Below are 25,475 nucleotides of genomic sequence, written 5' to 3' on the forward strand. Positions count from 1 at the left end.
CCCTGCCCTTGGCGGGGTACGGCCGTGCTCCACAGAGGAGTTGAACCCTGTGTCGAGACGCCGCATCGCCGCAGTACTGACCGCACTCGTCCTCGGTAGCCTGACGCCCGTGGTCCTTCCCGCCGCCGGCGCGTCCGCCGCCTCCTGTTCCAGCTATCCGAACTGGGTGGCCGGCCAGTCGTACGTCACCGGCCAGATCGTCCGTTACACCGACGGCAAGGCGTACATCGCCGAGCACGACAACCCGGGCTACGACCCGGTCATCAGCACCTGGTTCTGGGAGCCGTACGCCTGCGACGGCTCCGGCACGCCCGTGGGCAACTTCGTGGTGAGCGAAGCCCAGTTCAACCAGATGTTCCCGAGCCGGAACTCCTTCTACACGTACAGCGGTCTCACCGCCGCCCTCAGCGCCTACCCGGGTTTCGCGAACACCGGCAGCGACACCACGAAGAAGCAGGAGGCCGCCGCCTTCCTCGCCAACGTCAGCCACGAGACGGGCGGGTTGGTGTACATCGTCGAGCAGAACACCGCCAACTACCCGACGTACTGCGACTGGTCCCAGTCGTACGGCTGCCCGGCCGGTCAGGCCGCCTACTACGGGCGCGGTCCGCTGCAGATCAGCTGGAACTTCAACTACAAGGCCGCGGGCGACGCACTCGGCATCGACCTGCTGGGCAACCCCTGGCTGGTGCAGAACGACTCGGCCGTGGCCTGGAAGACCGCGCTCTGGTACTGGAACACCCAGAGCGGTCCCGGCTCCATGACCCCGCACAACGCGATGGTCAACGGCGCCGGCTTCGGCCAGACCATCCGCAGCATCAACGGCTCGATCGAGTGCGACGGCAAGAGCCCCGCCCAGGTGCAGAGCCGCGTGGACGCCTACACGCGGTTCACCTCGATCCTCGGGACCAGCACCGGGGCCAACCTGTACTGCTGACCGTGCGGTACGGGCACCGGCTGGACCGTTCCAACGGCCGGTACCCGTCCCACCCACGCGTTCCAGGGACGGGACGTTCGCGCAGGTCATCACCTGCGTGAGCGTTCCAGCTTCCCGTTTCCCCCGACTGTTCTGGCGGCTGGGACGGATCGCCGCGCAAGCTGCGGTTGTTCGCAGCGAGACCCACCACGAAACCCGGTGGCTCGCCTTCCAGCACCGCACTCAGGGGGAACCCGATCATGTCCAACACTGTCTTCCGCCGCCGTACGGCACTCCTCACCGCGACCCTCACCGCGGCCGCCTCGCTGGCGCTGACCGCCTGCGGCACCGACCTGGACTCGGCGGCCGAGAACACCCCGACCGTCGCCGCCGACAACGGCATCTCCTCGACCGCGACGTCCGAGGCGGACGCGGGGAACACCAAGGCGGCGGCCTCCGGTACGGACGTGGCCGTGACCTCGAAGTCGGGCAGCGGCAGCACCACAGCCAAGGGGTCCACCGGGTCCAAGGGGTCGACCTCAACCATCGTCACCTGCACCGGCGCCAACACCAAGGTCACCGCGCAGACCGTGACGCGTCCGCTGAACCACCTGCTGCTGACCGTCAAGAACACCGGCTCCAAGACCTGCTACCTGTACGGCTACCCGGCCCTGCGGTTCACGGACGCCCAAGCCGTGCCCCCGGTCGACGAGGACTCGCAGCCGCAGGCGGTCACCACGCTCCGCCCCGGACAGTCGGGCTACGCGGGCGTCCGCCTCTCCGCCGCCGACGGCAGCGGCTCCGGCGGCTACACCGCGAAGACGCTCTCGGTGATCTTCCAGAACCGCGCGCTCGACTTCGTGGGCTCGGGCGTCAAGGTCGCGCTGCCCAGCAAGGGCGTGTACATCGACAGCTCCCTGACCACCACCTACTGGCTGACCGACCCCCAGGACGCCCTCAACTAGGCAGTCCGTGCCGCGAAGTTCCGTTCCGCACAGAGAGGACGTAGGTGTGCCCACTACATCGAACAACGTGAACCGGTGGCCCGATCCCGGGGCGCCCGCGCACGAGCACTTCGAGGTGGTGTGGCACACCTCGTCCGACGGCGCGTTCAGGAGAGCAGGCGTGCTGGTCTGGGAGATCATCGGCATCGCGGTCGGCCTGCGGTCCGCCGACGAGGTGCAGCCGAGCGCCATCGAGATCCGCGCGTGCGAAGGCCCGATCGTCGTCCGGTTCGCCTACGGCGACGACCGCGAACTCGCCCGCCGGCACAGCGCGTTGGTGGAACGTCGGCTCTGGAGCTGCACGGTGGGGGAGTTCCTCGCCTTCCTCCGTGAGACGGCCGCCGGCCCGACGGCGCGACCGGGATCCGGCGCGACGACGCAACCCGGATCGCCGGATCTACCTCTCTTGGATTGCGCGTAGCCGGGCTGGGCCGCGTCAGCTACCAGAACCACTTGAACCAGTCGAGGAGACATCCCCCCATGTTCGACTGCCCCCTTCCCGGGAGCCGAGTTCTCCGCCGCCGTGCCACAGCGCTCACCGTGGCCGGTACGGCCCTCGCGCTCGCCGTCCCCATCTCGGCCGCCGCCGCCCCCGACCCGGTGTCCTCCTTCTCGTTCACCGTCCAGGAACGCAAGGACGCCCTCGCCTACTGGAGCCCGGCCCGGATCAAGGCCGTAGGAAAGTCGGTGGACCTCGGGCCGACCGGGCCGAAGACCAAGACATGGACCGGTCCACAGCTGAAGACCGTGGGGCGGATGTTCATGGTCAATGCCGCGGGGGCCGACACCTGGTGCACGGCCACCGCCGTGAAGAGCGCCAACCGGTCGGTCGTGATGACCGCGGGGCACTGCGTCCGGCGGTCCGCCTCGCCCGTCAACACCAACATGTCGATGGTGTTCGTACCGGCCTACAGCAAGGGCAGGCAGCCGTACGGCGCCTTCGCGGTGCGGACCGTCCTGACGCCGCGTGCCTTCGCGGAGGAGGGGACGAACGACGTGGCCGCGATGGTCGTCGACGCCGACAAGAGCGGTCGTAGGCTCACGGATGTCGTGGGTGGGACGCCGATCGCGTTCAACCGGGCCGTCGGCGGGAAGATCTCGTCCTTCGGTTACCCCGCCACCCACCCGCAGCTCGGCGAGGAACTCCTGCGCTGTGTGGGCACGGAGAAGAAGGAGAACGGCCAGCAGGTGATCCCCTGCGACATGACCGGCGGCTCCAGCGGCGGCCCGTGGCTGGCCGACTTCAAGGAGAGCACCGGACAGGGCACCCTCGTCTCGGTCAACAGTTCGCTGGACGGCTTCACGCCGACCAAGATGTACGGCGAGATCCTCGGCGCCACGGCCAAGACGATGTACGAGAGGGCCGAACGCGGCTGATCTCAGGGCCCTTTGAGGAGGGCTGCCCCCGCCGACAGGGGCAGCCCTACGCGAATACCGCCAGGGGAGGTGCGGTGCCGGATGCCTTGCCATGACAGCCGTGGGGTTGACCAACACTGCCGGCCCCGACACGTCCCGTTCCCCTGGCGGTAGGACCAGCTTGGGGTGGCGTGCGGGTGCGGGGGGCGTGAACTCCCGTAGATCGGTGGCGATATGGGTGCACGTAGGCGTCGGCGTGGGGCTCGGAGGGGGTACGTAGGTACCGGATACCTACGCGGACTTGGTGCCCTCGGGCTGTGCCGCGGCCAGGATCTCGGTACGCGAGGTGATGCCCAACTTGGCGAGGATGTGCTCGACATGGGCATCCACGGTGCGTTTGGAGATGACGAGCCGTTCGGCGATCTCCCGGTTGGACAGGCCCTGGGTGACGAGCGCGGCGACCTCGCGTTCGCGGCGGGTGAGGGGGTCGGCGGGGCGCGTGTCGGACGTGGCGGGGCGGGCCGTGGGGATGCCGGGCGGTTCGTCCGCGTCCGTGCGTACGGCGTCCAGGAGTTCGCGGCCCGACATCCGGGCGCCCGCCTCCCGCCACCGCTCGTACTGTTCCGTGCCCAACGCCGCCCGGACCGCCCGCTGTTGGGACTCCTGTTCCTCCAGCAGTCGGGGCAGCATGCCGACCGGGTCACCGCCCAGCCGTCGCGCGTGCTCGGCGTATCCCATCAGCCAGCAGGCCCTGACGTACCGCTTCTGCCCGGCCGCGTGCCAGGCGAGGCCCAGCGACGCGAGTGCGGCGACGAGCACCTCGCCGATCTCGCTCGCCGCCTCCAGGCCCCGGCGCAACGCCGTCGCGCTCTCCTCGGGGCGGCCGACGAGCCACAGGATCACGCCCTGGACGGAGAGCGTGGAACCGTACAACTGGCGTTCGCCCCGGCCCTCCAGATACGTGAGGCCCGTCTCGCACCACTCCAGCGCGCGGTCCGTGAAGCCCAACGCGGCGTACAGCAGGGCGCCTTCGTAGTGGACGACGCCGATGCCCAGCGCGTCGTCCGCCGCGATCATCCGCCGGCGGACCGCTTCGAGCGCGGCCGCCCCCTCCTCGACGGCCCCGCCGAGCAGCGTCAGGGCGCCCAAGTAGCCCTCGCTGAACAGCTCCACGCGGCTCTCGCCGACGCGGCGCGCCACGTCGAGGGCCTGCGGAAACCGGTCCAACGCCGTCTCCAGATCGGCCGTCCAGACCCCGAACACCCCGGTCATGAACAGGCCCCAGGCCCGTGTCGCGGAGTCCTGCGGGACGAGCCCGAGCCCCTTGTCGATCCAGTACCGGCCCTCCGACAGCGTCCCCGCCGCCCGCCAGTACGCCCCGAGCCGCGTCGCCAGCCACAGCGCGTCGCTCGCCCGTCCCTCGGTGGCGCAGCCGTACTCCAGGGCGGCCCGTACGTCGGCGATCTCCGCGCGTACGGCGTGGTGGAGTTGGACCTGGCCCCGGCCCATCAGACCGTTCCAGAAGCGGTCGACGAGTTCGTCGTAGTGGGCGAAGTGCCGTTGTCGTACGGCCTCGGCGTCGTCGGTGGCGGCCAGGCGCGCGGTGCCGTACTCGCGGATGGTGTCCAGGAGCCGGTAGCGGCCGCCGTCCTCGCCGATGCGCTGGACGACCGACTTGTCGACGAGCCCGACCAGCGCCTCGACGACCTGCTCGCCGTCGAGTTGGACCGCTCCACCAGGGTCGCCGCCCGCGCACACCCGCTCGGCCGCGGACAGTTCGAAGGAACCGGCGAACACCGACAGCCGGGCCCACAGGAGTTGTTCCTGGGGTGTGCACAGGTCGTAGGACCAGTCGATGGCCGCGCGCAGCGTCTGGTGGCGGGTGAGTGCCGTGCGGCGGCCGCCGGTCAGGACCTCGCAGTGGCGGTCCAGGCGGGCGACGAGTTCCGCGAGCGGTACGGCCCGCAGGCGTACGGCGGCGAGTTCGAGGGCGAGGGGGATGCCGTCGAGGCGGTCGACGAGGGCGAGGGTGTGCTCCCGGTCGGCGCCGTCGAGCGCGGGGCCGCCGGTGACGGCCGCGGCGCGCTGCGCGAACAGGTCGACGGCGTCCGCGCGGGCCAGCGGGGCGATCGGCAGACAGCGCTCACCGGGCACGTCGAGCGGCTGCCTGCTGGTGGCGAGGACGCTCAGCCCGGGGGCCTCGCGCAGCAGGATGTCGCAGAGCATCGCGCACGCGTCGACCAGGTGCTCGCAGGTGTCGAGGACGATCAACATCCGTCGCCCGCGCAGGTGTTCCACGATGGCGTCCAACGGGGTCATGCCGGACTGCTCGGGCAGTTCGAGGACGCCGGCGAGCGTCGGCGGCACCAACTCCGGGTCGTGCAGGGCCGACAGCTCCACCAGCCGCACCCCGTCGGCGAACCGGTCCGCGACCGCGCGGGCCGCGCGCAGTGCCGTACGGCTCTTGCCGACACCGCCCGGACCGACCAGCGTGACCAGCCGCGACCGCGCCAACTCGGCGTGCAGCATCCCGAGTTCCTCGGCGCGTCCGACGAAGCTGGTCAACTCCACGGGGAGTTGACCGCCCCGCCGCTGTCCGAAGCCGTATCCCATGCCGCCCCCATACCCGTCCGCCAACCGGTCACCACAGCGTAGGCGAGTGACTCCCGAGCGTGAACGGTAGTCGAGTCCGGCGGGTGGGCGCGAGATCGCGCGGGCGCCCGGCGGCGCGTCGATCAGGCGACGCGCGCGCCGTTCACGCCGGGCTCACCCAGGTTCCGGTCTCGACCGAACGCACCATGGCGTCCACAACTGCCGCGCTGCGTACGGCATCCGGGAGCGTCGCGCCGTACGGCACGCCCTCGGCGACGGAGCGCAGGAAGCGGTACGCCTCGATCACCTTGAGGTCGTCGTAGCCCATCGCGTTCGCCGCGCCCGGCTGGAAGGCGCCGAACTCGCCGTCGCCCGGGCCGACATACACCGTGGTCACGGGCTGGTCCTGGTACGTCGTGCCGCGGCTGACCGCCAGCTCGTTCATCCGGCGGAAGTCCCAGAACACCGCGCCCTTGGTGCCGTGCACCTCGAAGCCGTAGTTGTTCTGCTCGCCGACCGAGACTCGGCAGGCCTCCAGGACACCCCGGGCACCGGAGGCGAACCGCAGCAGGCAGTTGACGTAGTCCTCGTTCTCGACCGGGCCCAACTCGCCCCCGGTGGCCAGGGCGTGGCCCGCGATCGCGCCGGTGGGGCGGGCCCGCCGCGGCAGGAAGATCGCGGTGTCGGCGGCGAGGGACGCGATGTCGCCGAGGAGGTACCGGGCCAGGTCCGCGCCGTGCGAGGCGAGGTCGCCCAGGACGCCGTGGCCGCCGCGCTCCAGCTCGTAGCGCCAGGTCAGGGCGCCGTCCGGGTGGGCCGCGTAGTCGCTGAAGAGGCGGACGCGGATGTGGGTGACCGTGCCCAGCTCGCCCGAGGCGATCAGGTCGCGGGCGGCCTCCACGGCAGGCGCGTTGCGGTAGTTGAAGCCGACCGCGCCCTGCACGCCGGCCTTGGTGACCGCGTCGGCCACGGCGGACGCGTCCGCCGTCGAGAGGCCCACCGGTTTCTCGATCCAGATGTGCTTGCCGGCCTCCGCCATCGCGACGCCGATCTCGCGGTGCAGGAAGTTCGGCGCGGTGATGCTCACCGCCCGCACCCGCGGGTCGTCGACCACCTCGCGCCAGTCGCGGGTCGTGGAGGCGAAGCCGAACTGTTCGGCCGCCTGCTCGGCCCGCCCGGGCACCTCCTCGGCGACCGTCACGAGCTGCGGCCGCACGGTCAGCTGCGGAAAGTGGTGCGGGACACGGGCGTACGCCTGGGTGTGCACCCGCCCCATCCATCCGAAGCCCACGACGGCAACACCGAGCGAGGTCACCATGACTACCCTTCTTTGGACCGGTCCATAAACTGTCCCCGCCACACTGGAACCCATTCATCCTGATGTCAATACATGGACGTCAACACCGAGTGTCCGCGCCTTTGACAGGGGGCGCGACCGCATGGAACGGTCCAGCCATGAGCGCTCCGACCATCCGTGATGTCGCCGAGCGGGCCGGTGTGTCGAAATCCCTGGTCTCCCTGGTGCTGCGCGGTTCCGAGCAGGTCCGACCGGAGAAACGGCAGGCCGTGCTGGCCGCTGTGGAGGAACTCGGCTACCGCCCGAACGCCGCCGCCCGCAGCCTCAGCGAGCGCCGCACCCGCTCGGTCGGCGTGCTGCTGAACGACCTGCGCAACCCCTGGTTCGTGGAACTCCTCGACGGCCTGGGCTCCCGCCTCCACGAGCAGGGCCTGCACATGATGCTGGCCGACGGCCGCCTCAACCGCCACCTCGGCGAGGACCTCACCCGCATCTTCACCGAACTCCGCGTCGACGGCCTGATCGTGGTGGGCACCCTCCCCGGCTCCGACGATCTCCTCGCCGCCGCGACCCACATCCCCACGGTGGTCGCGGGCGCCGTTGAACCGGTCCTGCCCCACGTCGACGTCGTGGCCGGCGACGACTCGTACGGCGCTATCCTGGCCACCGAACACCTCATCTCCCTGGGGCACCGCCGTATCGCCCACATCGCCGGCCCGGGCGTCGCCGGCGCACTCCGCTGCACCTCCTTCGAAATGGTCATGGACGACCACGGCCTGACCGACCTCGCGACGGTCGAACAGGGCGACCACACGGAGGAGGGCGGCTACCGCGCGATGGTCCGCCTGCTCACCGCCGCGCAACGCCCCACGGCCGTCTTCGCCTTCAACGACATCGCGTGCGTCGGCGCCCTGTCGGCAGCCGAGGAACTGGGCCTCCAGGTGCCCCGGGACCTCTCCCTCGTCGGCTACGACAACACGTACCTCGCGCGCCTACGACACCTCTGGCTCACCACCGTCGACAACGGCAGCCACGACATCGGCCGCCGCGCCGCGCAGCTTCTCGTCCACCGGATGAGGGAGCCGAGGCGGCCGGAGGAGACGGTGTTGTCGGAGCCGAGGCTTGAGGTGCGGGGGAGTACGGGGCCGCCGCCCGCGAACGTGACGCCGTAGTAACTCGTGTGCGTGGCGCGGTGGTTGACTGGCAGGATGAGCGAGCGTGAGTGAACGCACCACATTCATGACCATCGCCAGAGCCGCCGCGCCGCTGTATGCGAGCACCCTCGCCGCGTCCGCCGGGTCGCTCGTCGACACCGCGTTGCTGGGGCGGCACGCCACCGTCTCGTTGGCCGCGTTCGCTGTGACGATCGCCGTGTTCAGTCCGGCGACGGCCACTGTGGCGGGGGCGCTGCGCGGGGTCATGCCGTTCGTCGCGCCGCATCGGGAGGACCCCGAGGGGCTGTTGCCGGTGGTGCGGAGCGGGATGTGGCTGGCGTTCGTCGTGGGCGGGGTGTGTGCGGCGGCCGTTGGCGCGGTGCCGTTGCTCGGTGGGGCGTTCGGGGTGCCGGGGGCTGTACTCGATCAACTAGGGCTGTTTCCCTGGATGTTGGCGGGCAGTGTGCTGCTGATCGCCGTCAACTCGTCGGCCTCGTCCGTGCTGGTCGCGCTCGGGCGGTCGGCGCAGGTGATGCGGTCCGGGCTCGTGGGGACCGGGGTGTCCGTGGTGTTGTCGGTGGTGTTGGTCGGGGGGCCGGGGGCGCTGCCGAGTTTCGGGTTGGCGGGGGCCGGGGTGGCCATGCTCGGCTCCAGCGCGGTCGGGGCCGGGCTCAACCAGTACGCGCTGCGTCGGCGGACCGTGCTCGCCGGGCGGCCGGTCCGGCCCGGCAGGCCCGATCCGCGCGAGGTGCTGCGGCTGGCCCGGGTCGGAGTGCCGCTCGGCGCGACCGTGCTGGTGAAGTTCTCCGTGCTGGGCGTGCTGACCTTCGCCGCCGCCCGGATCGGCACCGACAGCGCCGCCGTGCACAGCGTCTCCGAGTCCCTGGTGAATGTCGTCTTCACCGCCGCCGTGGCGGTCGGGCAGGCCACGGTGCCGTTGATCGCCGGGTACGCCGAGGAACGCGACCTGGCCCGCATCCGGCGCAGCGTGGACGCCGGGATCGGGGTCGCCCTGTGCGCGGTCGTCGGGCTCGGGTCCGTCCTGGTCGTGCTGCGGGACCCGGTGATCGGCCTGTTCACCAGGGATCAGGGGCTCGCGGACCAGGTCGTACGGCTGTTGCCGCTGGTCCTCGCGGTGGTCGTCACCGATGCCCTGCAGGCCGTGGCGGGCTTCGGACTCGTCGGGCTCAAGCGCACCGTGCCGAGCCTGGTGTCCACGGCGGTGTGGTTCGGGGTGCTCGCGGCCCTCGCCGTGCCGGTCGCCGACGCGGCGGGACTGGGCGGGCTGTGGACCGCGCTGGCCTGCGCGAACCTCCTCCAGGCCGTGACCAAGTTCGTCTCCTTCCGGCGGCACAGCGGGCGGATCGTCGGCACGGTCGTCCCGGCGGGCGTGCGCGGCGCGAACACCGGCGCGGGCGCGGTTCCAGAATCCGGTCGGGGGCGTTGAGCAGTTGCCGAAGCCCCTCCGGTCGTCGACTGGGCATGCCCGCAACGGTCGTAGGGACCGGTCCAAGTCGTTGAACAGTCGCTGAACACCCTTGGCCCGGGGCGTATCGACGGTGTGCGGGACCCGGGTGTCCGCAACGGGCACCTGGTGCGACGCCGGACCCGTCGGGCGTCCGCGCGATGTGACGTCACGGCACGCGCCCATTACGGTCGTACGGACGACGGTGGCGCCGGAAGAGGGGCAGCATGAGCAGCCGGAACCTGGGTGAGATCACGCGCATCGAGGACGCGGCGCTCACCCTGGCCGCGCAGACCGGGGACGTCGCCTCCCTGGGGCTGCTGCTGGAGCGGCACCGGGCCGGGATGCGGGCCGTCGCGGTGAGTGTGCTGGGGCCGGGGCCCGATGTCGACGACGTGATGCAGGAGGCGGCGCTGACCGCGCTCCGGCGCGTGGGGGACGTGCGCGACCCGGAGGCCGTAGGAGCCTGGTTGCGGATGATCGTGCGGAACCATGCCCGTTCGTTGCTGCGTGGGACCGTCGATTTCCGGCCGCTCGATGATCTGCATGTGCCCGTCACGGAGTCCGGTCCTGAGCGGTGGCTGGAGCGGCACGCCCTGCGGGACTGGATCTGGGAGGCCGTCGAGGAGTTGTCTCCCGCGCTGCGGCTGCCGCTCGTGCTGCGGCATTTCAGTGTCGGTGTCACGTCGTACGAGCAGATCGCCGAGGCGTGCGGGGTGCCCGTTGGAACGGTCCGCAGTCGGCTCAGTCAGGGGCGGGCCAAGCTCGCGCTGGCCCTCGCCGCCACGGCCGACGCCCCGCACGGTGACGTCGGGCGGCGCACCCGGGCCAGCCGGATCGAGGCGCGCGAGACGCTGCACGCGGCCGAGAGCGGGCACTTCGGGAAGCTGCTGACCGAGCGCTGGTCGCCCGAGGCGGCGCTGGTGCAGGGGAACCAACCGGTGGGCGGGAGAAGCCTGTTGGTGCGCGGGATGGAGTGCGATCTGGAGGCCGGCGTACGGCAGCATCTCGCGCACGCCGTGGCCGGGCGGTCGCTCGTCGTCTGGGAGATGGACATCAGCAATCCCGACGACGCCCCCGACCACTGCCCGCCCGCCGTGGCCTGGCTGATGAGTCTGGACGGTGCCGGGCGGGTGCACCGGCTGCGTCTCGTGCATCCCCGGCCGGTGCCCGTCCCGCGCGCCCTCGTCATGTGACCGGCGTCACGTCATTCATTTCGAACTTCGCGCTGTCTCCCGCGTCCTGTCCGTGTCATCGCCGTATGCCGAACAGGGAGATCCCCCATGAGCACCACCCCCTCGACCGACCCGCTCGCCACCGGGACCCACACCGTCGAGATCGACGGGGTCACGCAGAGCTACCACGTCCACGGCGTTGGACCGGTCTGCATCGCGCACTCCGGCGGACCGGGCATCATCTGGGACTACCTGCGCATGCCCGCGCTGGAGGAGCACCTCACGGTCGTCTACCCGGAGCCCATCGGCACCGGCGCCTCCGACCGCCTGCCCTCCCACCCGCACGGCTACACCCGGGCCCGCTACAGCCGCTTCCTCGCGGCGCTGATCGAGCACCTCGGCATCCCCGAGGTGCACCTCCTCGGGCACTCGCACGGTGGTTTCGTCGCCCAGTACCACGCCCTGCACCACCCCGACCGCGTCGCCGGCGTGATCCTCTACGACAGCGCGCCGGTGACCGGTCCCGAGCACGGCGCCGAGGCCATGCGCAAGGTGCAGGAGTTCGCCGCCCGGCACGCCGACAACCCGGGGCTCCCCGAGGTCGTTGGAGCGTTCCAGAGCATCCCCACCATCTCCGACGACGCCCAGATGACCGCCGTTGCGCGGGGGATCTTCCCCGCGTACTTCGCCGACTTCTGGGGCCGGGAGGACGAGTTCGGCCCCGCGCGCGCCGCGGTGACGGCCACCTATATCTCCGGGCTGGACGACGACCTCACCCCGGACGTCATCGACGACCGCGCCGACCTCGGCTCGCTCACCGTGCCTGCCCTCGTCCTCGTCGGCCGCCACGACGTCATCTGCGGGGTGCGCTGGGCGGAGGAACTGCACGAGCTCATCCCGGGGTCGGAGCTGGTGATCCTGGAGAACAGCGGGCACTTCGGTCACCTGGAGGAACCCGAGGCCTTCGCGAAGGCGGTGACGGCCTTCGTCGAGGCCCCCGTCGGCGGAGACGGGACCACTGCCGGCAACCAGGTCATGGGCAACTAGGTCATTTGGTCGAAGCCCCGGCGGGCGGTCCGGCCTAGTTTGGACTTGCCCGCAGGGTTTCCGACAAACAAGGAGCATCGGCATGAGTGCCGTGAAGAACATCGTTCTCGTGCATGGCGGATTCGTCGACGGTTCCGGCTGGCAGTCGGTGCACCGCCTGCTCACCCAGGACGGCTACAACGTCAGCGTCGTGCAGAACCCGACCGTGTCCCTCGCCGACGACGTGGCGGTCACCCAGCGGGCCCTCGACGCCCTCGACGGCCCGGCCGTCCTCGTCGGCCACTCCTACGGCGGTGCCGTGATCACCGAGGCCGGCCGCCATGACGGTGTCGCCGCGCTCGTCTACATCGCGGCCTTCGCGCCGGACAAGGGCGAGTCGGTCGGCTCGCTGGTCGCCGACCCGGCACCCGGCGCGCCCGTGCCGCCGATCCTGCCGCCGGTCGACGGTTTCCTCTTCCTGGACCGTGACAAGTTCGCCGCGTCCTTCGCCGGCGACCTGCCGGCCGAGGAGGCCGCGTTCCTCGCCGACGCGCAGGTTCCGTGGGGCCTGGGCGCGGTGGGCGGAGCGATCACCGAGCCGGCCTGGCGGACCAAGCCCAGCTGGTACCTCGTCGCGGCCGACGACCACATGATCCCGCCGCCGGTCCAGCACCAGATGGCCGAGCGCGCCGGCGCCACCGTGGCCGAGGCCGCCGGCAGCCACGCCATCTACGTCTCCCAGCCCGCGGCGGTGGCCGACCTGATCAAGCAGGCCGCGGCCCACCAGGCCTGATGTCCCCTCCCTGACCACCTGTCAACTCCCCGCTTCAGCCCGCCTGTTCACAGGCGGGCTGTCCGCGTGGCTTCCCGAGGGAAGCCGAGCGAACCCGAGAGGGAAACAGATCCATGACGACCGTCGTCCAGCCGTCCGTCGCCGAACAGTCCGAGGCGGAGGCACTCTACCGATTCCAGACGGAGACCCCCGAGCCCGTCCGCACCGCGCTGGGCATGACCGCCACGAGGATCGGCGGCGGTGTGGTGCTGTCGATGCGCGACGACATCACCCGCTTCTGGAGCAAGGCCCTCGGCTTCGGTGTCACCGCGCCCGTCACGGCCCAACTCGTCGAAGAGGTCTGCGACTTCTACCGTGCGGCGGGTACCCCGCAGGCCGCCTTCCAGATAGCGCCCGCCTTCCTGCCCGAGGACTGGTCGGAGATCTGCGAGCGGGAAGGCATCGTCCAGACCTCGTCCTGGGCGAAGCTCGTCGGCACGACCGAGGAGGCCGTCGCCCGCGCCGACGCCCTGGACGTACTGCCCGACGGCATCAGCGTCACCCCGCTGGAGGCCCAACACGCCCTGGAATGGGGCACGGTGATGATGCGGGCCTTCGGAACACCGGTCGAGCACTACGCCGAGATGGGGGCCGCGACCGTGTCCCGGCCGGGCTGGCATCCCTACGGGGCGTGGCTGGAGGGCGAGTTGGTCGGCACCGGCACCATGCTCGTCCGCGGTGACACGGCGCAGATGTTCGCCGGCGCCGTACTGCCCCACGCACGGGGGCGCGGCGGGCAGACCGCCCTGCTCGCCGCCCGGGCGCGCACGGCACGGGAGTTGGGGTGCCGTGTCCTCGTCGCCGAGACCGGCGCCGAGCAGCCCGACACCCACAACAGCTCGCTGCACAACATGCTCCGCCTCGGCTTCGAGGTGGCCTACGAACGCCCCAACTGGACCTGGCAGCCGGAACCCGACGCGGGCTGAGCGGGAGGCGTCACGGCATGGGGCCGGTCAGCGCGTCGCGCAGGCCGCCCCGTGAGGTGACGTTCAACTTCCGGAAGACACTGCGGAGATGGGCCGCCACCGTGCGCGGCGACAGGAAGAGCTGCGCGGCGATCTGCTTGTTCGTCAGCCCGGTGGCGGCCAGTTGGGCCGCCACCCGTTCCTGCGGGGTCAGCAGCGCGTGCCGGTCCCGGCCGTCGGACTCGGCGGGCTTCAGCGGCTTGACGGGAATCCCGCTCGCCCGCAGCTCGTTGGCCGCCCGCGCACTCCACGGCGCGGCGCCGAGCCGCTCGAACGTGCCGAGCGCCGCGTCCAGGTGGACACGGGCCGCGCCGCCCGCCTTGGCGCGGCGCAGTCGCTCGCCGTAGGCCAGGCAGATCCGCGCCCAGTCGAACGGCCAGCGCTCGGCACCGGGCGTGGCGATGGCCGCCTCGAACAGGTCGTGGTCGATGACGTCCGGGTCCGCCATCGCCTCGGCGGCATCCGCCAGCATGGCCAACCGGGGTGAGACCAAAGGGATATCGGTCCTGCGGACCGCCGCGATGTGCGCGGCCGCCTCCGCGTGGTGGTCGGTGTGCACGGCGGCCTCGGTGAAGTCCAGCAGGAGCCACAGCGCGTGCGGCATGAACCGCGGCACCTCGCCGGGTGTGACGAGGGCGCGCAGCAGCCGGTGGGCGGCGTCGAAGTCCGCGCCGCCGAGCGCCGAAAGGGCCCGGATGTGCGCGGCGTAGACCCGTAGCGCGCCCAGTCCGCGCGGGTTGCCCCAGGACACGAGCCGGTCCGCGATCTCGCGGGCGGTGCCGCCGTCGCCGCGCGCGGCGGCCACAAGTCCCCGCTGGAAGTGGCCCGTTGAGGCCGTCAGCCGGTAGTCGTACGTCGCGCACCAGGCGAGGCCTTCTTCGGTGATCTCCAGCAGCTCGTCCCACTGGCCGCCCGCGCAGGCGTCGTTGCCGAGCAGGAACTGCGCCTGGATCGCCAGGGCCACGGCCCCGCCGTCGCGGCCGTCGTCGATGATCCGGCGCAGCGCGCCCCGGCAGCCCGGGAGGCGGTCGATGTAGGAGGAGGAGAGCGCGATGCCGAAGACCCGTACGGGATCGGGCTGTTGGTGCAGTCCGGAGATGAGGTGGTCGAGCCGGTCGAGGAAGGGCAGCGCGCCGTACGCCGGATCGCCGAAGGTGCCCAGGATCACCGGCAGCAGACGGCCCGACGTGGGCGGACGCCGTCGCTTCACGACGTCCTCGAAGGAGTGCCACAGTTCCGGCCGGCCGCCGTAGAAGCACACCATGAGAAGGGTGTTGAGGGCTTCGCGGAAGATGTCCTCGACCATCTCCGTTTCGTCCGGCCACGTATGGGCCTCGATGGCGCCGATGAGCAGCCGGTGGGCGGTGTCCACGTCGCCCTCGCCGTTGAGGAGGTGACTGGCCGCGGCGGTGGCGGCGGCGAGGGAGTCGACGCCCGACGGGTCGGCGTGGTCGGCGTTGTCCAGCAGCGCGCGGACATTGCGCAGATCGCCGGTGATGTTGGCGCCGAGGCAGGCCGCCTCCGCCAGCCGGCGGCCCTTGTCCGTGCCGGTCGCGCTCAACTCGGAGGCGCGCAGCAGGGTGGTGATGGCGCCGACCGCGTCACCGCGGCGCAGGGTGTTGTACGCCACCTCGTGCAGCAGGGCGGCGACCTGGTCGTCGGGGCCGACAGCCGCGTCGGCGAGGTGCCGCGCCCGGTGCTCGGAGCCTTCGGGAAGCTCGGCGGCGAGGGCCAGTTGAGCCGCCCGGCGCTCCTCGCTGGTCGACAGATCCAGCACCGCGGAACGGGTCAGCGGATGCCGGAACTCCAGCCTGCCGGTGACACCGTCGACCTGGACGAGCCCGGCGCGCTCGGCGGGGGACAGCCCGGCGAGACCGTCCGGTCCGCCCGACGCCCGCTGGAGGATGTGCAGTTCACCCGAACCGTCCAGCACGGCGAGCAACAGCAGCTTGCGGGTCGCGGCCGGGAGCGCGGCGACCCGGGTGGAGAAGATGCCCTTGAGGCGTTCGGTCAACGGGAGTACGGCGGGCAGGGTCCCTCGCTCCCGCTGCTGCAAGTCGTTGAGGGGGACGGGCAGTTCGAGCAGGGCGAGGGGGTTGCCCCGGGCCTCCGCGACCAGCCGCCGTCTGACCCTGGGCGTCATCGCGGGGAACCGCTCGGCCACCAGCGCGTTCGCCGAGACGTCGTCCAGCGGCCGGACCTCGTGCTCGGGTATCCCGATGTTGCTGAGGAAGGACTCGTCGCCGGTCCGGGAGGCGCCCAGAAGGGCGATCGGGCCGGTGCGCAGGGCGCGGGCGAGGGTGCCCAGGACCGTGGCGCTGGGCCGGTCCACCCACGCCACGTCGTCGACGATCAGCGCGAGCGGACCGGCCTCGGCCGTGGACCGTTCCAGCAGGGCGTGCACGGCGTTCGCGATGGCGAGCAGTTCGGTCGGCTGCTCCTCGGACAGCCCGCGCACCGCCTGGAGGGTCTCCGCCTGCCGCGCGGGCAGCGCGGGGATTCCCTCGGCCAGCGGTTGCAGCAGCTGGTTCAACGCCGAGAAGCTGACGCCCCGTTGGAACGGGCAGCCGGAGATCCGCAGCACCCGGAAGCCCGCCCCCGTCGCGCGCGGCGCCGCGGCCTCCAGCAGCGCGGTCTTGCCCACCCCGGCCTCCCCGGTCAGCATCAGCGCGGCTCCCCGCGCCCGGGCGCTGTCGAAGTGCCCGTCGAGAATGGTCAGTTCGGCCGATCGTCCGATGAGGACCGGCGGGCTGAGGGCTGCCGATGCCATGACGCCTCCCGTAGGGGTCGAGCGGTCGAGCGGGAACAGGAACGGTCCAAACGACTGAGGTCAGGTCATGCGATGCGTGCGGCCGCCTCCGCGGCGGCGTGCTGGGCGGCGACACGGTCCACCGTGACCGTCTCGCCGTCCACGACGACGGGCTCGCCCGCGACCCAGACGTCCTGGACCGCGCGGGAACCGGCCGCCCACATGAGGTTGGCGAGCAGCCGGCCGTCCTCGACGTCGAGGCCCGCGGCGAAGTGCGGCCCGTCCACGGAGAGATGGATCATGTCCGCCCAGTTTCCCGGGCGGAAGGCACCGATGTCGGTCCGGCCCAGGGCCGCGGCGCCGGCCGAGGTCGCCATGAGGAAGGCGTCCGCGGCGGTGAGGGCCATGGCGTCGGCCGTGGCGAGACGGCAGAACATCATCGCGAGGCGGGCCTCCTCCCACAGATCGAGGTCGTCGTTGCTCGCGGGCCCGTCGGTGCCGAGACCGACCGGGACGGACGCGGCGCGCAGCGCGTGCAAGTCGGCGATGCCGGAGGCGAGTTTGGCGTTCGAACCCGGGCAGTGCGCGACACCGGCACCCGCCTGGGCGAGCAGCCGGATGTCGTCGGCGGAGAGATGCACGGCGTGGGCAGCGAGCAGCCGCCCGTCCAACAGCCCGGTCTCCTGGAGCAGTTGAGGCACTGAACCATGCAACTTCCGCTGGGCGACGTCCTCGGTGAGGGTCTCCGCGACGTGGATGTGCACCAGGGCGCCGCGCTGTGCCGCCTCCTCCGCCGTGGCGTGCAGTGCCTCGGGCGGCAGGGTGTAGGCGGAGTGCGGTCCGTAGCAGAGCTCGACGCGCTCACCGGGCCCGAAGCGCAGGCCGTCCGTATCGATCCACTTGCCGATGGCCGCGAGATCGGTGTGCCAGTCGTCGCCGGGCCGGTCGAAGTAGGCGGGCGCGATCAGGACCCGGCTGCCGGCTTCGAGTGCCGCGTCGGCCACCTGCTCGGCGTGCGCGTACATCTCGGCGCTGGTCGTCACGCCGTAGCGCAGCATCTCGACGCAGCCGAGCAGCATGCCCGCGTGGGCGTCGCGGGGGCGCATGCGGGCCTCGGCGGGCCAGACGGCGTCCTGCAGCCAGGACGCCAGCGGGAGGTCGCCGCCGAGTCCGCGCAGGAGGGTCATCGGGGAGTGCGCGTGGGTGTTGACCAGGCCGGGAGCGAGGATGCCGGACAGCGAGGTGAGGGGGACGTCGGCCGGGAGCGGGGGAGCGGAGGCGGCCGGACCGCAGTGGGTGATGCGGCCGTCCGCGTCGACGTCGACGACGGCGTCGCGCAGGACGGAACAGGACGGGTCGGCCGGCAGGACCACGGGGGCGAGAAAGCGACGAGGCACGGACATGGGGGGAGCTCGCTTCCGGAGGGAGTGCTGTCAACGAGAACAAGATGCGGGACCGGTCCAAAAGTTCGATCCCGGGGGCGTGAACTCGATCACAGGAGCGGGGAAACGGGGCGCTCCGCTGTCATGAGCATCGCCGGTTTCGGGTGGATAGGATGAGGTGTGTCTTCCTGGAGCCAAGCTCTGACCGTCTCCTCCGCGAGTGCCTGGGACGAGGTCTTCACCGGCCTGCACGGCGCGAGCCGGATCAGGGTGCCGGACCGCCGCGCCCCGTGGACCGGGCATCTGGAGTGGCAGCGGTCGAAGACCTACAGTCTCGCCCTCTGCTCCGGCGGCGAGGAAGTCGTGGACCGGGACAACCGGCACATCCGCACCGATCCCCGCGGCACGTACGAACTCCTCGTGCCGCTCTCCGGGTCGGCCTGGGTCGAACAGGGCGTGGCCGCCGGCGAGATCGGGCCCGGCGTCATGGCGCTGTGCGACATCGACCGGCCCCTGACGTTCGCGCACGGCGCCGACCTCCGCAGCATCTCCCTGATCGTGTCCGGGCAGCACCTCGCCGCACGCAGCGAGCTCGCCGCCGGCGGACCGCATCTCCTCGGCGGTGACCGCGGACTCGGCCGTGTCGTACGGCAGTTGACGACCACCCTGCACGAGGAGCGCGAGCACCTCTCCGAGACGACCTTCGACATCGCGTGCGACCGGCTCCTCGACCTGGTGTGCCTGGCCGCGGAGGGCGGTGTCGACTCGGCGCCCACCGGACAGCGGGCGAGCGTCGAGGCCGCGATCCGGCGCTACGTCCGGGAGCACGCCTGCGACCGTGACCTGGACGTCGTGGGCATCGCGCGGGCGCTCGGCTGGTCCGCGCGGTATGTCCAGCAGGTGTTGCAGGCCGCGGGCACCACCTCCCGCGACCTGATCCGCCGCGAACGGCTGAACGTCGCCAGGACCCGTCTGGCGAGCGCGAGTTGGACGACGTACTCGATCGCGGAGATCGCTCACGCCAGCGGCTTCGGCAGCCACGCCTCCTTCGCCACCGCGTTCCGCGCGGAGTTCGGGCTGACTCCGCGCGAAGCGAGGCGCAACGGCTAGGACTTGGCCAAGTGAGCCGTGATGGCTAGGAGTTGGCCGGGGTGAAGTACCGGCGCGGGTTGTCGACCAGCATGGTGGTGAGCTGAGCCTCGCTGACACCGGCGGCGCGCAGCGCCGGGAGCACCTCGTCGTGAAGGTGGGTGTGGTGCCAGTTGGGGGCGATCTGCTCCCGTACGCCCGGCGGGAACCAGTCGATGTGGCAGGACGCGTCGTGCGACAGGACCATGCGCTCGGCGAACCCCTCGCGCGCGAGGGCCGCGACGGTCGCCACCCGCTGGTCCTCGGGCAGCAGGACGTCGAGACCGAAGCGGTCCATGCCGACGTACGAGCCGTTGTCGATGAGCTGGTGCAGATAGTCCAGGTCGGCGGTGTCACCGCTGTGCCCGATGACGACGGCCCCGAGGTCCACGCCCTCGCTGCGCAGGATGTCCTGCGCGACAAGTCCCGTACGGGCGGCGGCACTTGTGTGCACCGTGATCGGGGCGCCGGTACGCAGATGGGCCTGCGCCACGGCACGCATCACCCGCTCGACACCCGGGGTGAGTTCGTTCTCGATCGCGCACTTCAGGAACGCTGCCCTGATGCCGGTGTCCGCGATGCCCTCGGTGAGTTCGCGGACGAACAGGTCGGTCATGCCCTCGGGGCCGCCGAGCATCGTGCCCGGGCCGTGGTACCGGAAGAAGTCGGGGATGTCGGCGAGGGTGTAAATGCCGGTCGCCGCAACGATGTTGAGGTCCACCTGCTCGTTCACCAGGGCGACGCGGGCGACATTGCGGCCGAGTCCGATGACGGTCGGGTCGACGAGTGTGGAGACACCGGTCGCCGCGAGGGCCTTGAGCCGGGACACGGCGTCGGCGATGCGTTCCTGTTCGTCCCAGGTCTCCGGGAGGCTCTGCCGGAGTTCTTCGCTGACGACGAAGACGTGTTCGTGCATCAGGACGGTACCGAGGTCGGTCACGGGGACGGGGCCGCGGACGGTTTGGATCTGGGGGGATCGGGGGGTGGCTCGGGGGACTTGAGGGGTAGTCATGCTGATCCTTCGGTGCGTGCCGGCGCGTACGTGGTGAACGGGCGTCCGGGGGTGGGGAGTTGCGGTGTGGGGGAGTGGAGGTGAGGTACAGCGGGTGTCAGACGGCGTCGATGGCGTCGGCCGCGGCCTGCCTGATGAGGTCGGCCACGGCGTCCGGCCGGGACACGTACACGGAGTGGCTGGCGTCGGTGCCGGTGACCGTGCTGCCGGCCCGCCGGGCCATGGCCCGCTGGGCGGGAGGCGGGATCATCCGGTCGTCGGTCGCCACCAGGTACCAGCTCGGCTTGTGCCGCCAGGCCGGTTCGCCGATCGCGCCGCCGAGCGCGTCGAGCCCCCACGGCACCTGCGAATCGGCCATGAACTCGGCCTCGGCGACCGGGACATCGGCAGCGAAGGACGCGTGGAACTTGTCCCGGTCCAAGAACAGGAACCCGTCGACCGGCGGCAGGATCGGCGGCACCGGCGCCCCGGGTCCGGGGTCCGCGATCAACGTGTTGACGGACTCGCCCTTGTCGGGCGCGAACGCCGCGACGTATACGAGCCCGGCGACCCGGTCGTGGTTACCGGCCTCGGTGATGACGGCCCCGCCGTAGGAGTGCCCGACCAGAATCGCGGGGCCGTCCAGCGCGTCCAACACCCGCTCGGTCACCGTGACATCACCCGCGAGGGACAGGGTCGGATTCTGCACGACGCGCACCCGGAACCCGTCGTCCGTCAGCAGCCGGTGTACCTCCCGCCACCCGGAGCCGTCCACGAACCCACCGTGGACGAGCACCACGTTCTTCACCAGCTTCACCAGTTCCGCATTCATGAAGCCGACTCTTCCAAGGCACACGGTTGCCGTCTTCTGCGTGGGCGCGCAGTCCTTTCGCGTGGGCGCGCGGCGGGTCAGGAGGGGAAGGTCCGCTGGACGTCCGGGTCGCTGCGGCCCGGGCAGCAGGCAAAGGAGGTCACGCTACGCGTCGCTCAGCAGTCATGTCCCCCATAGCGTGCTACATCCTCATCTTCCGCCCCGCGCTGATACGTTGCTCGGGCGTCGGCCCCCGCAACCCTCGCCCTCCCCACAGCCCCCGAACCCGACGCATCCCTCGAACCCGCCGCCCCACGCACTCACCCCCGGAAGAAGGAGCCCCGCCCAGTGCCCCCGCCCGGGACGCGCCGCACCCCGCCGGCCCTGTTCACCGTCGCCCTCGCGCTGGTCCTGCTGGCCGGGCCGGCCTGCGTACCCGGTGTCGAATCCCCGCCCCCGCCGACGCGAGCCGCCCCGGCGCAGGCGTCCGGTCCGCCGACGGCCTACGGCGCCTACGTCGGATACGGTGCCGACGCCGTCCGTCGCGTGGCGGAGTTCGGGGCCTGGCTGGGGCGGCCCGAGCCCCGGGTCGGGCATGCGTATCTGGCCGGGGAGAACTGGAGCGACATCGAGGGCGCGTCCAACGACCTTGCCCTGTGGGCCGACTGGCGTCGGGAGGAGCAGGACCGCCTCCTCGTCCTCAACGTGCCGATGCTGGACCGCAACGAGGCCCACCTGCCCGACAGTGTGGTCCGCACCGAGTTGGGAGACGGAGCGGACGGACGCTACGACGACCACTTCCGCACCCTCGCGCGGCGGCTGGTCCAACTGGGCGTCCCCGACACCGAGATCGTCCTCGGCTGGGAGATGAACGGCACCACCTACACCCACCGCTGTTCGCCGGACCCCGCGTCCTGGAAGCGGTACTGGACGCGCATCGTCACCGCGATGCGATCCGTCCCCGGGCAGCACTTCCGATTCGACTTCACCCCCACCCGCGGCTACGACGCGATCCCCTGGACCGACTGCTACCCGGGTGACGACTACGTCGACGTCATCGGCATGGACGCGTATGACGCCCCCCGTGGTCTGCCCTTCGCCCAGCAACTGACCGAGCCCTACGGGCTGTTGGCGCAGGTCGGCTTCGCCCGCGCGCATCACAAACCCATCGCCTACCCTGAGTGGGGCTTGTTTGACAACGGCGACAATCCCACCTACATGCGCGGCATGCTCACCTGGATGGCTGCCCAACGCCCGCTCTACCAGACGATCAGCGACTACTGTCCCCACGGCGTGTGGCGCTGCGGCGCCAACCCCAAGTCCTCAGCCGTATACCGCGCCTTGACGGACAGCCAGTCATGAAGGGGCGGAGAACGGCACCCGCCGTCCTCCACCCCCGTCAGCCCTCGCGCCCCGAACTACCGCCCTACGGCGTCCACTTCACGTTCGGATTCACCTGGCCGGTCCAGTTGAAGATCGCCATGTTGTCCCAACCGTCCCCGCTGCTCGAGATGTTGGCCGGGTCCCAGCCGTTGCCCGTGACCGCGTACCAGGTCGGCTCCCAGTAGAAGACACCGATCGCACCCGCGCTCCGGGCCGTGTTCTGTACCGCCGTGAACTCCGCGCCCTGGCCCGCCCAGGTGAGTGGATAGCCCGAGCAGCCCGAAGTCACCGAGTTCGCCGTACTGTCCGCGTCGGACGTCGTGAACGGGTAGGCCGTCTCCGCGATGATGACGTCCTTGCCGTAGCGCGACTTCATGTCCGAGACGACGCTGCCCATGTTGGCCAGCGTGCCGTGCCACATGCAGTAGTAACTCAGCCCGGTGATGTCCCAGTTGACGCCCTGCGCCTTGATGCCGTCGTAGAACCAGCGGGCGTTCGAGTCGCTGTCCGCGTCGGCGGTGTGGATGATCACCTGGGTGGAACTGTTGCACGCCTTGGTCGCGTTGTAGCCCGACTTCAGCAGCAGACCGAGGTTGGTGAAGCTGTTGTTGACGACCTTGCCGTCGTCCCACAGCATGCCGACGTTGATCTCGTTGCCGATCTGCACGCTGTCCGGGGTGGTGCCCTGGGACTTGAGGCTGTTGCAGACGTCGTAGGTGTAGTTGTAGACGTCGGTCTGCAGCGCGCTGATGCCGTGGCTCGACCAGGCCGCCGGCTTGTACTGCTTGCCCGGGTCGGCCCAGGTGTCCGAGTAGTGGAAGTCGATCAGCAGCTTGAGACCCTTGGCCTTCACCTGCTTCGCGTACGCCAGCACCTTCGCCTTGTTGTTGTAGCCGCTGGCGGGGTTGTTCCAGATCCGCAGGCGTACGTAGTTGACGCCGGCGGCCTTGAGGATGTCGAGCGGGTCCTTGGCGGTCCCGCTGGAGTCGTAGTACTTGGCGCCGAGGTCGATCGCGCGCTGTGCGGACGAGACGTCGGCGCCGAGCATGGTGAGCGAGTTCGCGGCGGCGGCGTCCGTGGGGGTGAGCATCGCCGCCGGAAGGGCGACTGCGGCCAGGAGCAAGGCGGCTTTGACTATGCGGCCCGGGCTTCTCACGTGGATCCCGACCTCCTTGGGTCGACTGACATGCGCATGCGGGTTGGTTCTGAGAACGTTCACAGTAGGAGAGGTGACAGGCGCTGTAAATATGTGTGTCGGTTGTATTTCCCGCAGTTGGTGGGCGTGTTGTGTGTGCGCGGAAGGTGGGAACGTACACAACCGAGTGCACGCAGTGGTACCGGGGTACTACGCCCGCGCCCTCAATGACCCCCCGGTACGACGGTTTCGAGCCCCCCGCCCTCCTAGCGTTGCCGGTGGGAAAGCCCAGTGGGGGCGGTGGCACGTGAGCGCGAGGGAAACCGATGATCGAGGCACACCAACTGACGAAGCGGTACGGGGAGAAGACGGCGGTCGACCGGCTGGACTTCGTCGTCCGGCCCGGCACCGTCACCGGCTTCCTGGGCCCCAACGGCGCCGGGAAATCCACCACGATGCGCATGATCGTCGGCCTGGACGCGCCCACCAGCGGCACCGTCACGGTCAACGGCAAGCCCTACGCCGGGCACAGCGCGCCGCTCCAGGAGGTCGGCGCACTCCTTGAGGCCAAGTCGATCCACCCGGGCCGTTCCGCGTTCGACCACCTGATGGTGCAGGCCCACACGCACGGCATCCCGCGCCGCCGGGTCGACGAGGTCATCGAACTGACCGGACTGCAGTCCGTGGCGAAGAAACGGGCCGGGGCCTTCTCCCTCGGCATGGGCCAACGGCTCGGCATCGCCGCCGCGTTGCTCGGTGACCCGGCGACCGTCATGCTCGACGAACCGGTCAACGGCCTTGATCCCGAAGGTGTGTTGTGGATCCGCAACCTGCTGACCGGGCTCGCCGCGGACGGCCGTACCGTCTTCGTCTCCTCGCACCTGATGAGTGAAATGGCGCTGGTCGCCGACCACTTGATCGTCGTCGGACGGGGTCGGCTGCTGGCCGACACCACCGTGCAGGACCTGGTCCGGCATGCGGGCGGCGACACCGTCACGGTGGCCTCCGAGCAGCCGGCCCGGCTGCGCGAGGTCCTCGCCGGTCCCGGCGTCGAGATCAGCGGCGAGGTCGGTTCCGAGGAACTGCACGTCACCGGGCTGACCGCGCGGGCCATCGGCATCAGGGCCGCCGAACACGGCATCCCGCTCTTCGAACTCAGCGCGCGCACCGTCTCGTTGGAGCAGGCGTTCATGGACCTGACCCGGGACGCCGTCGAGTACCACGGCTCCACCACCGTCGAGACCCCCGGGAGGGCCGCGTGAGCACCATCACCGCGACCGACAGCGCCGCACCCGCAGCGGCGAAACCGGCCCGTCCGCCGTACAAGGTCACCGGACGCCGGGTGCTGCGCTCCGAGTGGGCCAAGTTGTGGTCCCTGCGCTCCACTTGGATCACCCTCGGCCTGGGCCTGCTGTTCCTGATCGCGTTCGGCCTGATCGCCGCCGCGCACTACAAGTCCTCCTACGACGGCGGGCATCTGCGGCCCGACGACGCCAACTCCACCGCGCTCGACATCTCTCTCTTCGGTACGAACTTCGCGCAGCTCGCGCTCGGTGTGCTGGGCGTCCTGGTCACCGCCGGCGAGTACTCGACCGGCATGATCCGCTCCACGCTCGCCGCCGTGCCGCGCCGCCTGCCGGTGCTGTGGTCCAAGGCCCTCGTGTTCGGCGTGGTCGCGTTCGCCGTCTCCCTCGTCGGGGTCTTCGTCGCGTTCCCGATCGTGAGCGGCATCGTCTCCGGCACCCCCGCCGCTCTCACGTTCTCCCACTCCGGAGTCGTACGGAGCCTGCTCGGCGCCGGTCTCTACCTCGGCCTCGTCGGTGTGATCGGCACCGCGCTGGGCGCGCTGCTGCGCTCGGTCGCCGGCGGCATCTCGGTGCTGGTCGCCTCGCTGATGCTGGTGCCCGGGCTGATCTCGCTGCTGCCCAGCTCCTGGCAGGACGACATCAGCCCGTATCTGCCGAGCAACGCGGGCGAGGCGATGTTCGCGCTGACGCACGACTCGACGACCCTCTCGCCCGGCGCCGGACTCCTGGTCTTCCTGGGCTGGACGGCGCTCACGCTGGCCGGGGCCGCGTACCGGCTGGTGCGGACCGACGCCTGAGGCCTTCTCC

General features: G+C 71.0%; 21 protein-coding genes. 14 read left to right on the plus strand and 7 right to left on the minus strand.

The features are described from left to right. Nucleotides 1-49: 49 nt before the first annotated feature. The 4 genes from OG496_RS45125 (at nt 50) to OG496_RS45140 (ending at nt 3,297) form a co-directional block, all read left to right on the plus strand. Nucleotides 50-937 (plus strand): glycoside hydrolase family 19 protein, encoded by an 888-nt coding sequence (locus tag OG496_RS45125; protein WP_033279259.1) that lies wholly within the window; start codon nt 50-52, stop codon nt 935-937. A 239-nt stretch (nt 938-1,176) separates the two neighbouring features. Further along, nucleotides 1,177-1,881, plus strand: coding sequence for a DUF4232 domain-containing protein (locus OG496_RS45130; RefSeq protein ID WP_405974986.1), 705 nt, complete (start codon nt 1,177-1,179; stop codon nt 1,879-1,881). 46 nt (nt 1,882-1,927) lie between these two features. Continuing rightward, on the plus strand, nt 1,928-2,341 hold the full coding sequence (locus OG496_RS45135) for a hypothetical protein (RefSeq protein WP_405974987.1): 414 nt from the start codon (nt 1,928-1,930) through the stop codon (nt 2,339-2,341). 59 nt (nt 2,342-2,400) lie between these two features. After that, entirely contained in the window at nt 2,401-3,297 is an 897-nt protein-coding gene (locus tag OG496_RS45140) for a trypsin-like serine peptidase (protein ID WP_405974988.1), read from the plus strand. 270 nt (nt 3,298-3,567) lie between these two features. Here the strand turns inward: OG496_RS45140 and OG496_RS45145 are convergent, their stop codons facing one another. Continuing rightward, complete coding sequence (locus tag OG496_RS45145; RefSeq protein WP_405974989.1) at nt 3,568-5,889, minus strand: LuxR C-terminal-related transcriptional regulator; 2,322 nt, start codon at nt 5,887-5,889, stop codon at nt 3,568-3,570. Between the two features lie 142 nt (nt 5,890-6,031). Beyond that, nucleotides 6,032-7,186, minus strand: a complete 1,155-nt coding sequence (locus OG496_RS45150; protein WP_405974990.1) for a Gfo/Idh/MocA family protein — start codon at nt 7,184-7,186, stop codon at nt 6,032-6,034. A gap of 137 nt (nt 7,187-7,323) precedes the next feature. Here OG496_RS45150 and OG496_RS45155 point away from each other — a divergent pair, with 137 nt between their 5' ends. From OG496_RS45155 to OG496_RS45180, 6 genes are all read left to right on the plus strand, one after another. Continuing rightward, nucleotides 7,324-8,337, plus strand: coding sequence for a LacI family DNA-binding transcriptional regulator (locus OG496_RS45155; protein ID WP_405974991.1), 1,014 nt, complete (start codon nt 7,324-7,326; stop codon nt 8,335-8,337). A 46-nt stretch (nt 8,338-8,383) separates the two neighbouring features. Then, nucleotides 8,384-9,766: an MATE family efflux transporter gene (locus OG496_RS45160; protein WP_405974992.1), complete on the plus strand. Its 1,383-nt coding sequence runs from the start codon at nt 8,384-8,386 to the stop codon at nt 9,764-9,766. Between the two features lie 245 nt (nt 9,767-10,011). Beyond that, nucleotides 10,012-10,980, plus strand: coding sequence for an RNA polymerase sigma factor (locus OG496_RS45165; protein WP_405974993.1), 969 nt, complete (start codon nt 10,012-10,014; stop codon nt 10,978-10,980). An 87-nt stretch (nt 10,981-11,067) separates the two neighbouring features. Beyond that, nucleotides 11,068-12,006: an alpha/beta fold hydrolase gene (locus OG496_RS45170; protein WP_405974994.1), complete on the plus strand. Its 939-nt coding sequence runs from the start codon at nt 11,068-11,070 to the stop codon at nt 12,004-12,006. Nucleotides 12,007-12,088: 82 nt separating this feature from the next. Then, nucleotides 12,089-12,778, plus strand: coding sequence for an alpha/beta hydrolase (locus OG496_RS45175; RefSeq protein ID WP_366493596.1), 690 nt, complete (start codon nt 12,089-12,091; stop codon nt 12,776-12,778). A gap of 113 nt (nt 12,779-12,891) precedes the next feature. Further along, the gene (locus tag OG496_RS45180) at nt 12,892-13,743 is read left to right on the plus strand and encodes a GNAT family N-acetyltransferase (RefSeq protein ID WP_405974995.1); all 852 of its coding nucleotides are present in this window, start codon (nt 12,892-12,894) and stop codon (nt 13,741-13,743) included. A 10-nt stretch (nt 13,744-13,753) separates the two neighbouring features. Here OG496_RS45180 and OG496_RS45185 read toward each other — a convergent pair whose 3' ends face one another. Together OG496_RS45185 and OG496_RS45190 are read right to left on the minus strand one after the other, a co-directional pair. Then, nucleotides 13,754-16,552 carry an ATP-binding protein gene (locus tag OG496_RS45185; RefSeq protein ID WP_405974996.1) on the minus strand — a complete coding sequence of 933 codons (2,799 nt, stop codon included), beginning with the start codon at nt 16,550-16,552 and terminating at the stop codon, nt 13,754-13,756. A 65-nt stretch (nt 16,553-16,617) separates the two neighbouring features. Next, nucleotides 16,618-17,934, minus strand: a complete 1,317-nt coding sequence (locus OG496_RS45190; protein ID WP_405974997.1) for an amidohydrolase family protein — start codon at nt 17,932-17,934, stop codon at nt 16,618-16,620. Between the two features lie 159 nt (nt 17,935-18,093). Between OG496_RS45190 and OG496_RS45195 the strand changes: the two genes are divergently transcribed. Then, complete coding sequence (locus tag OG496_RS45195; protein ID WP_405974998.1) at nt 18,094-19,023, plus strand: AraC family transcriptional regulator; 930 nt, start codon at nt 18,094-18,096, stop codon at nt 19,021-19,023. 25 nt (nt 19,024-19,048) lie between these two features. Here the strand turns inward: OG496_RS45195 and OG496_RS45200 are convergent, their stop codons facing one another. Further along, on the minus strand, nt 19,049-19,981 hold the full coding sequence (locus OG496_RS45200) for a phosphotriesterase (protein ID WP_405974999.1): 933 nt from the start codon (nt 19,979-19,981) through the stop codon (nt 19,049-19,051). A gap of 169 nt (nt 19,982-20,150) precedes the next feature. After that, on the minus strand, nt 20,151-20,864 hold the full coding sequence (locus OG496_RS45205; RefSeq protein WP_405975000.1) for an alpha/beta fold hydrolase: 714 nt from the start codon (nt 20,862-20,864) through the stop codon (nt 20,151-20,153). A gap of 327 nt (nt 20,865-21,191) precedes the next feature. On the opposite strand from OG496_RS45205, the gene OG496_RS45210 reads away from it, so the two are divergent. Then, a complete protein-coding gene (locus tag OG496_RS45210; protein ID WP_405975001.1) occupies nt 21,192-22,205 on the plus strand; it encodes a glycoside hydrolase family 26 protein in 1,014 nt (337 codons plus the stop codon). A gap of 64 nt (nt 22,206-22,269) precedes the next feature. Here OG496_RS45210 and OG496_RS45215 read toward each other — a convergent pair whose 3' ends face one another. Then, entirely contained in the window at nt 22,270-23,382 is a 1,113-nt protein-coding gene (locus OG496_RS45215) for an arabinogalactan endo-beta-1,4-galactanase (RefSeq protein WP_405975002.1), read from the minus strand. Nucleotides 23,383-23,687: 305 nt separating this feature from the next. On the opposite strand from OG496_RS45215, the gene OG496_RS45220 reads away from it, so the two are divergent. Together OG496_RS45220 and OG496_RS45225 are read left to right on the plus strand one after the other, a co-directional pair. Then, a complete protein-coding gene (locus tag OG496_RS45220) occupies nt 23,688-24,623 on the plus strand; it encodes an ATP-binding cassette domain-containing protein (RefSeq protein WP_366493587.1) in 936 nt (311 codons plus the stop codon). Next, on the plus strand, nt 24,620-25,465 hold the full coding sequence (locus OG496_RS45225; RefSeq protein ID WP_405975003.1) for an ABC transporter permease: 846 nt from the start codon (nt 24,620-24,622) through the stop codon (nt 25,463-25,465). The genes OG496_RS45220 and OG496_RS45225 overlap by 4 nt, the downstream gene beginning before the upstream one ends. Nucleotides 25,466-25,475: the final 10 nt, after the last annotated feature.

It is taken from the genome of Streptomyces sp. NBC_00988, assembly GCF_045162645.1.
Taxonomy (GTDB): Bacteria; Actinomycetota; Actinomycetes; order Streptomycetales; family Streptomycetaceae; genus Streptomyces.